Genomic DNA, 13,969 nt, shown 5'->3' with positions numbered 1-13,969 from the left:
TTGGGCTTCAATCTCTGACAATTTCACGCCACGAGAGGCGACCACGCAGCGGTGTGATGCCGGTGTTGACGCGGATATCGGCCACCCGGCCGGCAGAGCCGCCCACCACCAGACGGTTGCCGATGATCACGGCCTCACCCGGCATGCCCACATTGAGCTGCACGGAGCTGGCGTACGCCCCACCCGACAGCGTGTCGTCGGTGAAACTGCCGCTGTCGTTGAGGTCGAAGAAGGGCTTTGCCAGACGGCCGCAGGTGAACGGGTTGATGGCGTTGAGCAAACCGGTGCCACCGGGCACACACTGGTCCTGCGTCTCGGGCAGGATGGAGCTGAACAGCAATGTGGGTTCGGCCAGACGGAACAGGTTCGCCCGGGTGACCACGCGCTCACCGGTCTGCGGCAGGTCGACGTAGCAACCCAGCTTGCCGTTCATGTCACCCGCCGATGCCGCGTCGAGCCGGCGCACGGTGCGCGAGATCAAGGGATTGGTGGTTGACTGGGGCTTGCTGGGGTCGCGCAAGGCGCTGAACACCTCGGTGGCCGTCATGACACGCTGCGCGAGCGGTGCACGGGTGGCCACCACGGAGGATTGGTCGTGCGGTGTGGCCGAGTCGTCCACGATGCTGTAGAAAGTCTGCACCTGGGTGCTCGCCGGGTCGCCCGACTGGAAGTAGCTGCCGGTGCCGAAGAACACGAAGCGCTTGTTGAAGTTGGGATCAACGCTCACGCTGTTGATCGCCACCGACAGCGGTGCGGTGATAGGTTGGCGCGCGCCGCTGGGGCTGCGTGCGGTGAAGATAGGAAGACCACCGTTGGACACCGACCAGCTGGCCGCATTGGTGCTGCTCAGATCAAAACGCCAGACCTGACCAAACAGATCACCGCCGTACACCGTATCGATGCGGCCGTTGTTGTTGGCGTCGAACACGCCCGGCGTGGCCAGGCCGTTGCTGCCGACCGTAACCGTGGGCACCACCAGCTTGCGGATGCGCTGACCGGTGGTCAGGTTGAACACGTACAGCGCGGCCGATTCGTTGGTGCTGTTGTAACCATTACCCACAATTGCGATCGGTGTTCCGTCTTCGGCAGTACCGATGATTGGGCGTCCCAGCATGAAACCAAGGTCCGGATCGGGCACCAGGGCTGAATTGGCGCTGGAGTTGTTCTCGAAATACTCCCACTTCACATCATTGGAGCTGAAGTTATACGGATCGGTCACATCCAGACCGAACAATCCCTTGCCGCCACGACCCAGGGTGGCCACCAAGTAATTGCGGTTGCTGATCTTCGCGGAGACGGCCACGTCGCCGTCCACGAAATATTCGTGCGCCACGTCATAGCCGACTGCGGCCAGGTTTTTCAGGCGGGGCAGCACCGCACTGGGGATGTAGGCGAACAGCTCGGTGCCCGGCGGGATGCTGTTGCCGCCGGCCACCAAGGGCTTGGTGGCGAAGGCGTGCAACATGCCGCCGTTGGAGCCCACGAACACCACCTCGCTGTCCTTGCTGAAGGCGGGTGACGAATGGGCAATGTCCCCCAGCACCGTGGTCGCACTGCGATCGCGCAGATTGCCGCCGCGGGTGAACTCGTTGGCCCCCGAGCCGCGGATGTAGTTCACCACCGACTGACGAACCGCGTCGTTGGGCCCGAACAGTGCCTTTTCGGCATTGGACAAGTTGTTCCACAAGAACTCGTCCCCCTTGTTGGCCCCGTTGTTGTCAGACCAGTAGAAGATCTTGCGCAGAGCATTGCTGTCCTTGGGCAACCGGTCCGCCGCGTTCCAGTCGGGTACCGCGCTCACACCGCTGCTGTTGGCCCGGTACGCCAGCAAGTTGCCGCCCCAGCGGTTGTTGTTGAAGGTGGCCTGGAACACGTAGGTGTCGGAGTCCAGGCGGGTGCTGTTGGCAATGATGTTGCCGCCGCTGGCGCTGTTGTTGGTGATGCTCTCCAGCGCGCGGCGCAACGAAGCGCGCAGGTTCAGCGGGTTCTGCACGAGGAAGTAGTTGTCGGGTACGCCATCGCCGGTCTTGGTCGCCGTGGCGGGCGAGGCGTCCCACTCGGCCTGGGTGGTGGGGCCGACACCCGTACTGGTGGTGTCGTCCTGCTTGACGTAGCCGCCGTACTTGGCGACGTACCACAGCGGATCCTTCAGCAGCGAGGCGGCGCCAGCGCCGGACGTGTTCGGGCTGAACCGGTAGATGGGGTAGGTGTTGGCAGCCTGGTTGATGGTGGGCAGGCTGCCGCAACCTGCCCGACTGGCAGGTGTCGCCGGTGACGGTGGATCGCACCAACCCGCCCACTGGTCACCGGGCACGTTGAGGAAGTAGGCCGGTGATGTGGACTCATCGCGCGCCACCAGGTACACCCCGTCCGCCGAGGTGGAGGTGCCGGGACGCACCACTCCTGACACCACGAAGCCCATGTTCTGCTGAATACCACCGGCTTGGTAGGTCGGCACCACCTGAACACGGAGCTCCCCGTTCACGACCTCGATCGTGTAGCGGGCGATAGCGTCCATATCATGGTCGCCGCCCTGCTCGACGTCTTCGAAGTTGATCTGGAACACAGCACGGAAGCCGTTGCCGTTGGTTTGCCCCGGGTTGTATTCCTCGAGGTAGAAATCGACGATCTGATTGGTGGGCTGGTAGTTGCCCTTGCCGGCGTTGATGCCGGAGCCGCCAACGGACTTGGCAAAAGGCACCAACGAAACCTTGCGATCACCAATCGTAATTTCCAGGTTGGGCAGCGGCGAACTGAGTGCCACCACGTAACTATCAATGTTCACATTTACCGTACCCGTGGTGGCGGTCAGGTCCGGGCGGATGTTATTGGTCTTGGCCCAGTAGGCCAGCGCTGCCGAATAGAAACTGCCTTGCTTGCTTGGCTCGTCGGGGGCGAGACCACGCGCGTTGCCCAGGCCGCTGCTCAGCGTCTTGGGCGTCGGCGCGTCGTCCGCCGTGCCGCCCACTTGGCCGATGAAGAAGGAGCGGCCTGTGATGCTGGATTCGATGACCCTGTCCTCGATGCCGGTGACGGCGTTCGCCACCGTGCGCACGTTCAAGCCGGTCAGATTGGCAGGCAAGGCAGAAATCGTGGCCGGCAAGGGATTTACGGTGCTCGAGGTGAAACTACCCGCAGCACCGGGAACGGCATCCGAATCGAACGATGGGTTGATGTTCGAGACGATCAGGAAGTTGGGGCGCGCGCAGTACGGGGCCTTGGCAGCACTGGTGCTTGAGAACGGATCGTCCCAGGTGGCACTGCTCAAACCCACCTGACCATCAATGGTTCTTTCGCTCGCGTTGTCGAATGCGGGTTCTGCCCCACCGGCGCCGGCAAAGTAGCGCAAACCCTCGTACATCATCTCGCCGATGGGGTTGCCCCAGTCGACGAACTGGCCCTCGGTGGGCCTCACCGCCGAGCGTGAATAGGGATCGCTGAAGGCGTATTCGTTCGAACTGCTGCTCTGGTTGAAGCCGCGGATGCGAAGACTGTTGAAGGTAGTGACGATGGGCGCGTCATTGCCCGTCTTGAAAATGCCGGTGTTGAGGTTGATCTCGTTTGCAAACGAGGACACCGTCTTGCGCAGGCGGCCACCCGTCATGTGCCGGTCGTAGCTGCCGGTAATGAGGCCAAACAACATGGCTTCGCTCTCACCATATTCGTGGAGCAAGCCGATGGGCTTGTAGTTTCCATTCGGATAGGCCTTGCAATCCTTCAGGAAGCTCGGATTGCCGGTGGTACCTACCACGCATACCTGCGCGCGAACCGCGAAGTTACGCTCGTCGTAATCCGTCCCACTCTGAAAGCTACCGCTCGACAGGCTGGTATCCAGCACCGGCCGCTCTTTTGAGGCCCATTCCCAGATACGTCGGTTGAGTACGTTCTCCCGAATGCGCAGCAGTGGAGGACGACTGCTGCAATTCGATAAGGTGGAGCAGTTCACCCCGTTGGTGGCAGTCAGATTACCGAAAAAGTGGCGCCGCACATTGGGGCTGGTTTCGCTCACAGGAGCGCTCAACGGCGTGTAATCGGCGATGTCATAGCCATCAACCGCAGTGGAGGTGTACTCCTTGCCCCAGCTATGAGCGTCCTGCGGGATATATGCCCGTCGCAACACCGTATTGCCGTTCACATCCACATCGCGACTACCCCCATACAAGACCTTGCGCAAGGCGTCGATGCGGCTGGTGGTGACGTAATTGAGCCAGTTACCAGACCACAGCGTGCCCTGGTTGCTGCCAACGCAGCGGCGTAAACCGTCGGTGCTGGCCGGGGAAACGGGCTCGAATTGCTCCGCATTCTTCGTGGAGCCGTTGTCGTTCGCGTTCGCGTTGCCGTTGTAGCGATAGCACACGTCAGTGTCGAACAGGCCGAAATACTCGATGCTTGGGCTGAAGCGCAGATCCAGCACGCCGTCGCCGTTCACGTCACTCGCGTCGTTGTAGGCCTCGTAGAACAAGCGGTGATCGCGGCCAGCGATCAGCATGGTCATGGGTTTGGCGTTGAGCGTGGCCGCCAGCGGAACCGAGGGGATGGACAGCGGTGCGGCTGTGGCGTCCACCGCGTCGGTGAAAACCTGCACGCACAAGGCCGACAAGGCCAGCACGGCCTTGAGCGATCCGAGGGTCAGTGATCGGGCATTCATGGAACGACTCCCTGTGTGTCGGTTCTGGGCCTGGGCCGGGTCAATCGGTGGCAAAGGTGGACTGGAGCATCACGACCGAGCGGTCCGCGCCCGGGTTGCTGCGCGCCGTGATGCGATAGCGTTTGCAGTCGGTGCTGGTCGATGGCGAACCGGGCTCACACTCGAAGGTGTTGCCCAGGTACTCGACGATGTATTGCGGGGTGATGGCGATCGAACCGCTGGTGATGGTGGTGGCCGCCTGCCAGTCGGTGGAGTTCGGAACAAGCCAGCGCGGTGTATCGGTAGGTGCCGCGGCCGGGCACAGGCCATTGGCGCAGCTCGTGGGCATGGGCTTGTTTGCGGCCACCACCGCCTCCGCCTCGCGCAGCGCCGACTCGGCGGCCTGGAACGACAGGTTGCGGTCGTAGGTGTGGGCGGCCATGCGCTCCTCCTGCGACACCGATCGCATGGCGTTGACGCCGACCAGCGCCATGATGGCCAGCAACACGAGGGCCACGACGAGAACGACGCCACGTTGGGCCGAACGTGACGAAGGCTGGGGCTGGGTGGAGAAAAGAGCGTTCATGATCACAGCGCCCGGTTTCGCAGCGTCACCGAGTACACCTGTACCCGGTTGAGGGTTTGTTGATCGGTGCCGACGTTCTGCAGGGATTGCAGGGAGAGCTGAACCCGCACCGCCACCGGCAGCTCCGTGCCGGCGTTGGACCAGTTGGTGATGGTGCTGCCGTCGACCCAGTCCAGCGCGAGGTTGCCCGAGGTGGCGTTGCGGGTGAGGTACTGCAGCTGCATGTCCACCACGCCGTCTGTGATCTCGACCTGCGCGGTTGAACTGGCCCGGTATAGCGAACGGCCACCCCGGGGGTTGTTGCCGATGTACCAGAAGCCGGGGTTGAGCTTGGACACGATGCCGCCGCCCGCGAAGGTCTTGGGCGTGCCGTTGGTGGTGCAGAGCACGGGATAGCCCAGGCCCTTGGTGCAGTTGCCCGGCGTGCCGAGGCCGGTGTTGTGCACGATGGTCACGTTCACGCCGGGCTGCGCGTTGGTGATCTGCGTCACGGCCGCGGACTGCGAATCGCAGACCAGCACCACGTCGCCGTCGGCGATGCCGTGGTTGGAAGTGTTCAATGAAAACTCGGCCGCGGTGGGGTTGTGCGTGACGATGGTGGCATTGTCGACCGGGTTGGGCCCCATGATCATGATGGCGTCGGTGCCGTTCACCCGCTGGCCCACGGCGGTGCCGGTGGCCACGATGCCCGTCGCGGGCGCGTTGCCCTCATAGCCGATGACCGGCCCGGCGTCGAAATCGGTGTACCAATTGTTCGAGGGGTTGTTGAGCACGTTGGCCACCAGCGTCGCCCCGCAGGCGTTGCCGCCAGCCTGCCGCATCTCGCGCGACATCAGCTCGAAGGCGATCCGTCCGCTTTCCTGCAGGCGCGCCAGGCCCTCGTTGGTGCGCGCGGCCTGCTGGTTGGTGACGTAGACGCTGGCCGCACCGATGATCAGGATGAGCCCCAGCACCAGGGCGATCATCAACTCCACCAGGCTGAAGCCCGCCTGGTGGCGGGGCGTGCGGGGGACTGCCGGGCGCATCACAGGCGGCTCCTGGTTTCAAAACGCTGTTGCCCCGATCCGCCGGCACGCTCGTCGTCCCAGGTGATCTGGATGGTGCATTCGCCCGTGGCTGCGCAGCGGATCGCTCCACAGGTCTGCGCGGAATCGCCAAGCCCGGTCTTGATGGCCGTGAGCCAGTCCTGCCGGGTGTTGTCGGCCAGCGTGTTGGCCGAAAAATCGGCCGGGTTGCACACCGGCGACAGCACGGCGCCCGGGGTGGCGTTGTTGTCGGTGTTGTAGTCGCCCAGCACCGCCCGGTTGCGGTCGGCGCGCATCATGTCGAGCATGTAGTAGCTGAGCATCACCGCCTGGCTGCGGGCGTAACTGCTCTGGTTGCCGCGCAGGGCACTGGCCTGCAGGCCAGCCATGCCCAGCAGGCCGATGGCAAGCACCACCACGGCCACCAGAACCTCGATGAGACCGGCACCCGCCTGTCTCAAGGGAACATGTCGACGCTGGAATCGGGAAGTCATCATGTTGGGGCAACACATGCGCTGGTGACGTTGACGACGGTGGTGGCCAGGCGACCGGCCGACGTGATGTCGACTTCGCGCGCCCGCGTGGCATCGGTCAGGGCGCCGGAATTGCTGCACACCCGCAGCCTGCCGGCCATGGAGGTGCCGTTCATGGTCCGCACCGTTCCATCGGCCGCGAAGGACACGAAGTTGGCGAAGTTGGCGGTGCCGAGGACGTTGATGTTGCCCGGGCGCGCGCCGGCAACCGCAATCACGGTTTCGCCGGCGTCCACCGTGGCGGCTGCGCTGCCGCGGGTCGGATCGGCGAACACGAGCCAGCCTTGCTGCCAGCCCCCGCTGGTGGTGCAGGCGGTGCCATTGGCCGTCTTGCAGACGGTCACCCGGGTGCCGCGCCGGATGGCCTCGCTGCGCGCGAGCGCCATGGCGCTCACGAGGTCGTTGGTCGATGAGGTGAGGCGGCTGCGGGCGATGGTCCCCTGGAAGCTCGGCACGGCGAACAGCAGCAAGATGGACAGGACCGTGACCCCGACCATCAGTTCGATCAGGGTCAGGCCCCGCTGCGCGCGGGGCACGGCACACTCAAGCCGCATACAGGGAGGGGCATTCCACATGCCCCGATGCTCTCCGCCGCCAGCCCCTGGGAAAAATCGGCTAGACGGGCGTCCTTGCGAGGACGACGAGCGGTTACATCTCGAATCGTCTGCCGGGACAGACGGCTTTTCGAGGGGAAAGATGGTGGAGCTGGGGGGAATTGAACCCCCGTCCGCAAGCCTTCTTCGCGCAGTTCTACATGTGTAGCCGTCTGGTTTGGGTCTCGCCGTCCGGATCGCGCAGCGGCACGCTATCCGGCAAGCCAGCAGCCTTGAGTCTCATTCCCCGCCAAGCTGCCCGGCGCGGAACCAGCCGATGTGAATGCCCTCGCAGCCGGGAGGTCTTGCGACCCCCTTGCCCAGCCCATCGGCCTGCTGTTGCGAGGCTCACCGGTGTTTAGGCGGCGAGTGCGAAACGTTCGTCGTTTGCAGTTAGTTTTTTTCTGCGGTTTAACGAGGTGACAGAACCTCGACATGCCCTGCTGCGTGTCCGAACCCACGTCGAAACCGGTGCAGCCCCAGGACCGGGGAGTTTAGGGCAGATCGAGCAGTTTCAAGACCTCGATCGGCGAATCGATCACCGCATCGGCTTCCCAGGCCTCCACCACGGCGCCCGGCCCCAGGTAGCCGTAGCGGGCCGCCACGGTGCGCATGCCCGCCGCCCTGCCCGCCTGAATATCCCGCAGGTCATCGCCCACGTAGATGCACTCGGCGGGGTCCGTTCCGAGCCGGCGCGCGGCCTCCAGCAGGGGCGCGGGGTGCGGCTTGGCGTGCGGCGTGGTGTCACCGCACACGATGGCACTGGCCGAGTTGAACAGGGGCAAGGCACGCGCGATCGGCAGCGTGAAGCGCTGCGACTTGTTGGTGACCACGCCCCAGCCCAGGCGGCCGTCCTGCAGGCGCTGCAACAGGGTGGCCACACCGTCGAACGCGCGGGTACGCGTCAGCATGCAGGCTTCGTAGGCCGCAAAAAACTCCTCGCGCAAGGCTTCGTAGGCCTCGTGCTCCGGGGTGAGGTCGAACGCCACGCGCAGCATGCCGCGCGCGCCCGAGCCGGCGTGCGCACGGTAGGCGTGCAACGGCAGGGGTTCCAGGCCCCGGGCGGCGCGCAAGGCTTCGGCGGCAGCGCCCAGGTCGGGTGCGCTGTCCAGCAGCGTGCCGTCCAGATCGAACAGCACCGCACGCACACCGCGAAAGGTCGGCGGCGCCATCTTCACGCCTTGCGCGTGGCCACGAGGTAGTTGACGCTGGTATCGCCGCTGAGCCAGTAGCGCTGGGTGAGCGGGTTGTATTCCATGCCCCGCATGTGATCGAGCGCCAGGCCACTGTCGCGGCAGTGCGCGGCCAATTCCGCTGGACGCACGAACTTCGCGTACTCGTGGGTGCCGCGCGGCAACAGCCGCAGCACGTATTCCGCACCCACGATGGCAAACAGGAATGCCTTGGGGTTGCGGTTGATGGTGGAGAAGAACACCCAACCTCCCGGCTTGACCAGCGCGGAGCAGGCGCGCACCACCGACGACGGGTCGGGCACGTGCTCGATCATCTCCATGCAGGTCACCACGTCGAAGCTGGCTGGCTGTTCGGCGGCCAGGGCCTCCACGCTGGTTTCCAGATAGCGCACGTTCGGCGTGGCTGCCTCAAGCGCGTGCAATTGGGCCACCTTGAGCGCCTTGGTTGCCAGGTCGATGCCGGTCACATCGGCGCCCCGGCGCGCCATGGAATCGGAGAGGATGCCGCCGCCACAGCCAACGTCGAGCACGCGCTTGCCCGACAACCCCACCAGCGAGTCGATCCAGTCCAGGCGCAAGGGGTTGATCTGGTGCAGCGGGCGGAACTCGCTTTGCGGGTCCCACCAGCGGTGGGCCAGCTCGGAGAATTTCGCCAGCTCGGCAGGGTCGGCGTTGGTGTGTGCGGTCATGGCGCGATTATGCGAAGGCAACAAAAAACCGCGCCGGAGCGCGGTTCCTTGTGATGCCGGAGAACCGGATCAGTTCTTGCGGGTACCGACCACTTCGACTTCCACGCGACGGTTCTTCGCGCGGCCTTCGCGGGTGGCGTTGTCGGCCACCGGCTGGGTCAGGCCCTTGCCTTCGGTGTAGATGCGGTTGCTTTCGATGCCCTTGCTGACCAGATAGGCCTTCACGGCTTCGGCGCGGCGCACCGACAGGGACTGGTTGTAAGCGGCTGCGCCGGTGGAGTCGGTGTGGCCCACGGCGATCACGACTTCCAGGTTGATGCCCTGAACCTTGCCAGCCAGGTCGTCCAGCTTGGCTTTGCCTTCGGGCTTGAGGACGGCCTTGTCAAAGTCGAAGAAGGCGTCGGCGGCGTAGGTCACCTTGGTGGCGGCGGGAGCCGGGGCCGGGGCGGGCGCGGGGGCCCGTGCCGGCGCAGCAGCGGGGGCCGGAGCCGGGGCGGCAGCGGGGGCCGGGGCCGGAGCAGCAGCGCGCGGCACGATGGCGCCGTCGCAACCCTGGGCGGCGGTCGCGGGGGTCCACGAGGCATCGCGCCAGCAGAGTTCGTTCGTACCGTTCTTCCACACCAGCTCGCTGGTGCCGTTGCGCCAGTTATCGATGGTCTGGGCGCCAGCAGCCGTTGCCATGGCGGCGGTTGCAAACAGCATTGCCACTCGGTTGAGTTTTTTCATGGTTTTCCTCTTGGTAAGCCGCAGACGACCTGCGTGACATGGATGACGATTGGGGAACTTTCTGCCCAAAACGCTCGAGTCATTGTGCCACAAGCGCGACCAACGGCAGCCCGCACCTCGGGACGCGGCGTTCGCCTACAAGGCTCGGCGCCCATCCGTTGTCGATGAACAACAAATGACGCCTTCCGGGCCCATCGCGGGCGCGCCGTAAAATCTTCGGCTGCATTCCAGACGGTCAACCGCCCAGTCACACCATGAGTTCATTCGCCAAAGAAACCCTGCCGATCAGTCTGGAAGAGGAGATGCGCAGGAGCTATCTCGATTACGCGATGAGCGTGATCGTCGGGCGCGCGCTGCCCGATGCCCGGGACGGCCTCAAGCCGGTGCACCGGCGCGTGCTCTTCGCCATGCACGAACTCAACAACGACTGGAACCGCCCCTACAAGAAGTCGGCGCGTATCGTCGGCGACGTAATCGGTAAGTACCACCCGCACGGCGACTCGGCGGTGTACGACACGATCGTGCGCATGGCGCAGGATTTCTCGCTGCGCCATATGCTGGTCGATGGCCAGGGCAACTTCGGCTCGGTCGACGGCGACAACGCCGCGGCCATGCGCTACACCGAGATCCGCCTGTCCAAGATCGCGCACGAGATGCTCGCCGACATCGACAAGGAAACCGTCGACTACGGCCCGAACTACGACGGCAGCGAGAAAGAGCCGCTGGTGCTGCCCACGCGCCTGCCCAACCTGCTGGTCAACGGCAGCGCCGGCATCGCGGTGGGCATGGCCACCAACATCCCGCCCCACAACCTCAACGAGGTGGTGGACGCGTGCCTGCATCTGCTCAAGAACCCCGAGGCCTCCATCGACGAATTGATGGAGATCATTCCGGCGCCCGACTTCCCCACCGCCGGCATCATCTACGGCATCAATGGCGTGAAGGACGGCTACCGCACCGGTCGCGGGCGTGTGGTGATGCGCGCCAAGTGCCACTTCGAAGACATCGATCGCGGCCAGCGCCAGGCCATCATCGTTGACGAGCTGCCCTACCAGGTCAACAAGAAGACGCTGCAGGAGCGCATGGCCGAGCTGGTACACGAGAAGAAGATCGAAGGCATCAGCCACATCCAGGACGAATCGGACAAATCCGGCATGCGCCTGGTGATCGAGCTCAAGCGCGGCGAAGTGCCCGAGGTGGTGCTCAACAACCTGTACAAGCAGACCCAGCTGCAGGACACCTTCGGCATCAACATGGTGGCGCTGGTGGACGGCCAGCCCCGCCTGTGCAACCTGAAGGATCTGGTCACCGTCTTCCTGGAGCACCGCCGCGAGGTGGTGACCCGCCGCACCATCTTCAACCTGCGCAAGGCGCGCGAGCGCGGCCACGTGCTCGAAGGCCTGGCGGTGGCGCTGGCCAACATCGACGAGTTCATCCGCATCATCCGCGAATCGCCCACGCCGCCGGTGGCCAAGGCCGAGCTGATGACCCGCAGCTGGGACAGCCAGCTGGTGCGCGAGATGCTCACCCGCGCCAAGGCCGACGGCGGCACGGTGAATGCCGACGACTACCGCCCCGACGGGCTGGACCGCGCGTTCGGCATGCAGGGCGACGGCCTGTACCGGCTCTCGGAAACGCAGGCGCAGGAAATCCTGCAAATGCGCCTGCAGCGCCTCACCGGGCTGGAGCAGGACAAGATCGTGGCCGAATACAAGGACGTGATGGCCGAGATCGACGATCTGCTGGACATCCTGGCCCGGCCCGAGCGCGTCTCGACCATCATCGGCGACGAACTCACCGCGGTGAAGCAGGAGTTCGGCCAGACCAAGCTCGGCGCACGCCGCAGCCAGATCGAGCACAACGCGCAGGACCTCGGCACCGAGGACCTGATCACGCCCACCGACATGGTGGTCACGCTCAGCCACTCGGGCTACATCAAGAGCCAGCCGCTCAACGAATACCGCTCGCAAAAGCGCGGCGGGCGCGGCAAGCAGGCCACGGCCACCAAGGAAGACGACTGGATCGACCAGCTCTTCATCGCCAACACGCACGACTGGATCCTGTGCTTCTCCAACCGCGGGCGCCTGTATTGGCTCAAGGTGTGGGAAGTGCCCAGCGGCTCGCGCGGCTCGCGGGGCAAGCCCATCGTCAACATGTTCCCGCTGGCCGAGGGCGAGAAGATCAACGTCGTGCTGCCGCTCACCGGCGAGTTCCGCAGCTTCCCGGCCGATCACTATGTGTTCATGGGCACGGCCGGTGGCACGGTGAAGAAGACCGCGCTCGACGAGTTCAGCAACCCGCGCAAGGCCGGCATCATCGCGGTCGACCTCGATGAGGGCGACTACCTGATTGGTGCCGCCCTGACCGACGGCCGCCACGACGTGATGCTGTTCTCCGACGGCGGCAAGGCGGTGCGCTTCGACGAGAACGACGTGCGCCCGATGGGCCGCAACGCGCGCGGCGTGCGCGGCATGATGCTCGAGGACGGCCAGCGCGTGATCGCCATGCTGGTGGCCGAGGACGAGACGCAAAGCGTGCTGACCGCCACCGTCAATGGGTACGGCAAGCGCACCTCCATCACGGAGTACACGCGCCATGGCCGCGGCACCAAGGGCATGATCGCCATCCAGCAAAGCGAGCGCAACGGCAAGGTGGTGGCGGCCACGCTGGTGCGTCCCGACGACCAGATCATGCTGATCACCGACAAGGGCGTGCTGGTGCGCACCCGCGTGGCCGAGATCCGCGAGATGGGCCGCGCCACCCAGGGCGTCACGCTGATCTCGCTGGACGACGGAGACGAACTCTCCGGCCTGCAGCGCATCGTGGAAAACGACGCCAACATGCCCGAGGGCGGCGACAACGGCGAGAGCACCGAAGGCGGCGACGCCGAACCGGCGGCGTGATGGCGCGCCCCTACAACTTCTCGGCCGGCCCGGCCGCCATGCCCGAGGAGGTGCTGCAGATCGCCGCCAGCGAGATGCTCGACTGGCACGGTACCGGCACGAGCGTGATGGAGATGAGCCACCGCGGCAAGGCCTTCGGCGAGATCATCACCCGCGCCGAGGCTGACCTGCGTTCGCTGCTCGCCATTCCAGCGCACTTCAAGATCCTGTTCATGCAGGGCGGCGGCCTGGGCGAGAACGCCATCGTCCCGCTGAATCTCTCGCGCGGCGGCGCGGTCGATTTCGTCATCACCGGCAGCTGGAGCCAGAAGTCGCACAAGGAGGCCGCTCGTTATGCCACGGCGCGCATCGCGGCCAGCAACGCCGACACCAAGCACACCACCTTGCCCGCGCCGGGCAGCTGGCAGATCGGTGCCGACGCGCAGTACGTTCACGTCTGCAGCAACGAAACCATCCACGGCGTCGAATTCCACGAACTGCCCGACCTCAAGGCCCTCGGCAGCGATGCACCGCTGGTGATCGACTTCTCGTCTCACGTGGCCTCGCGTCCGGTGGACTGGTCGCGCGTGGGTCTGGCGTTTGGCGGCGCGCAGAAGAACCTCGGCCCGGCCGGCCTTACGCTGGTGGTGGTCCGCGAAGACCTCATCGGCCACGCCCTGCCCACCTGCCCGAGCGCGTTCGACTACAAGACCGTGGCCGACAACGGCTCGATGTACAACACGCCGCCCACCTACGCCATCTACCTCGCCGGCCTCACCTTCCAGTGGCTGCAGCGCCAGGGAGGCATCGCCGAAATGGAGCGCCGCAACATCGCCAAGGCGCAATTGCTCTACGACTTCATCGACAGCTCGGCGTTCTACGAGAACCGTGTCGCCCCCGCCTGCCGCTCGCGCATGAACGTGCCCTTCTTCCTGAAGGACGAGGCGCGCAACGAGGCCTTCCTGGCCAGCGCGCAGGCGCGCGGCCTGCTGCAGCTCAAGGGACACAAATCGGTGGGGGGCATGCGCGCCAGCATCTACAACGCCATGCCGATCGAAGGCGTGCGCGCCTTGGTCGACTACATGCGCGAATTCGAGAAAGAAGCGGTCTGACCC

The 13,969-nt window shown here is 65.0% G+C and carries 10 protein-coding genes and 1 other RNA gene; 2 read left to right on the top strand and 9 right to left on the bottom strand.

Going from position 1 to position 13,969, the window contains the following annotated elements:
- Positions 1 to 7: 7 nt before the first annotated feature.
- From M3149_RS00185 to ompA, 9 genes are all read right to left on the bottom strand, one after another.
- Complete coding sequence (locus tag M3149_RS00185) at positions 8 to 4,648, bottom strand: pilus assembly protein (RefSeq protein WP_251707321.1); 4,641 nt, start codon at positions 4,646 to 4,648, stop codon at positions 8 to 10.
- Between the two features lie 40 nt (positions 4,649 to 4,688).
- Positions 4,689 to 5,213, bottom strand: coding sequence for a pilus assembly PilX family protein (locus tag M3149_RS00180; protein WP_251707320.1), 525 nt, complete (start codon positions 5,211 to 5,213; stop codon positions 4,689 to 4,691).
- A 2-nt stretch (positions 5,214 to 5,215) separates the two neighbouring features.
- A complete protein-coding gene (locus tag M3149_RS00175; RefSeq protein WP_251707319.1) occupies positions 5,216 to 6,238 on the bottom strand; it encodes a prepilin-type N-terminal cleavage/methylation domain-containing protein in 1,023 nt (340 codons plus the stop codon).
- Positions 6,238 to 6,699, bottom strand: a complete 462-nt coding sequence (pilV, locus tag M3149_RS00170) for a type IV pilus modification protein PilV (RefSeq protein ID WP_251707318.1) — start codon at positions 6,697 to 6,699, stop codon at positions 6,238 to 6,240. The genes M3149_RS00175 and pilV overlap by 1 nt, the downstream gene beginning before the upstream one ends.
- 32 nt (positions 6,700 to 6,731) lie before the next feature.
- Entirely contained in the window at positions 6,732 to 7,307 is a 576-nt protein-coding gene (locus M3149_RS00165; RefSeq protein WP_251707317.1) for a GspH/FimT family pseudopilin, read from the bottom strand.
- Between the two features lie 161 nt (positions 7,308 to 7,468).
- Positions 7,469 to 7,845: a transfer-messenger RNA gene (gene ssrA, locus M3149_RS00160) on the bottom strand.
- 13 nt (positions 7,846 to 7,858) lie between these two features.
- Positions 7,859 to 8,536 (bottom strand): HAD-IA family hydrolase, encoded by a 678-nt coding sequence (locus M3149_RS00155; RefSeq protein WP_251707316.1) that lies wholly within the window; start codon positions 8,534 to 8,536, stop codon positions 7,859 to 7,861.
- A gap of 2 nt (positions 8,537 to 8,538) precedes the next feature.
- A complete protein-coding gene (gene ubiG / locus M3149_RS00150) occupies positions 8,539 to 9,246 on the bottom strand; it encodes a bifunctional 2-polyprenyl-6-hydroxyphenol methylase/3-demethylubiquinol 3-O-methyltransferase UbiG (protein WP_251707315.1) in 708 nt (235 codons plus the stop codon).
- A 69-nt stretch (positions 9,247 to 9,315) separates the two neighbouring features.
- Positions 9,316 to 9,972, bottom strand: a complete 657-nt coding sequence (gene ompA, locus M3149_RS00145; RefSeq protein WP_251707314.1) for an outer membrane protein OmpA — start codon at positions 9,970 to 9,972, stop codon at positions 9,316 to 9,318.
- A gap of 254 nt (positions 9,973 to 10,226) precedes the next feature.
- Here ompA and gyrA point away from each other — a divergent pair, with 254 nt between their 5' ends.
- Both gyrA and serC read left to right on the top strand, forming a co-directional pair.
- On the top strand, positions 10,227 to 12,875 hold the full coding sequence (gene gyrA / locus M3149_RS00140; RefSeq protein WP_251707313.1) for a DNA gyrase subunit A: 2,649 nt from the start codon (positions 10,227 to 10,229) through the stop codon (positions 12,873 to 12,875).
- Positions 12,875 to 13,966, top strand: a complete 1,092-nt coding sequence (gene serC, locus M3149_RS00135) for a 3-phosphoserine/phosphohydroxythreonine transaminase (RefSeq protein ID WP_251707312.1) — start codon at positions 12,875 to 12,877, stop codon at positions 13,964 to 13,966. The genes gyrA and serC overlap by 1 nt, the downstream gene beginning before the upstream one ends.
- The last annotated feature ends 3 nt before the right edge of the window (positions 13,967 to 13,969 follow it).

This window comes from Hydrogenophaga intermedia (assembly GCF_023715105.1).
Lineage (GTDB): Bacteria > Pseudomonadota > Gammaproteobacteria > Burkholderiales > Burkholderiaceae_C > Hydrogenophaga > Hydrogenophaga intermedia_A.
This window is presented reverse-complemented; position numbering and strand designations above follow the sequence as displayed.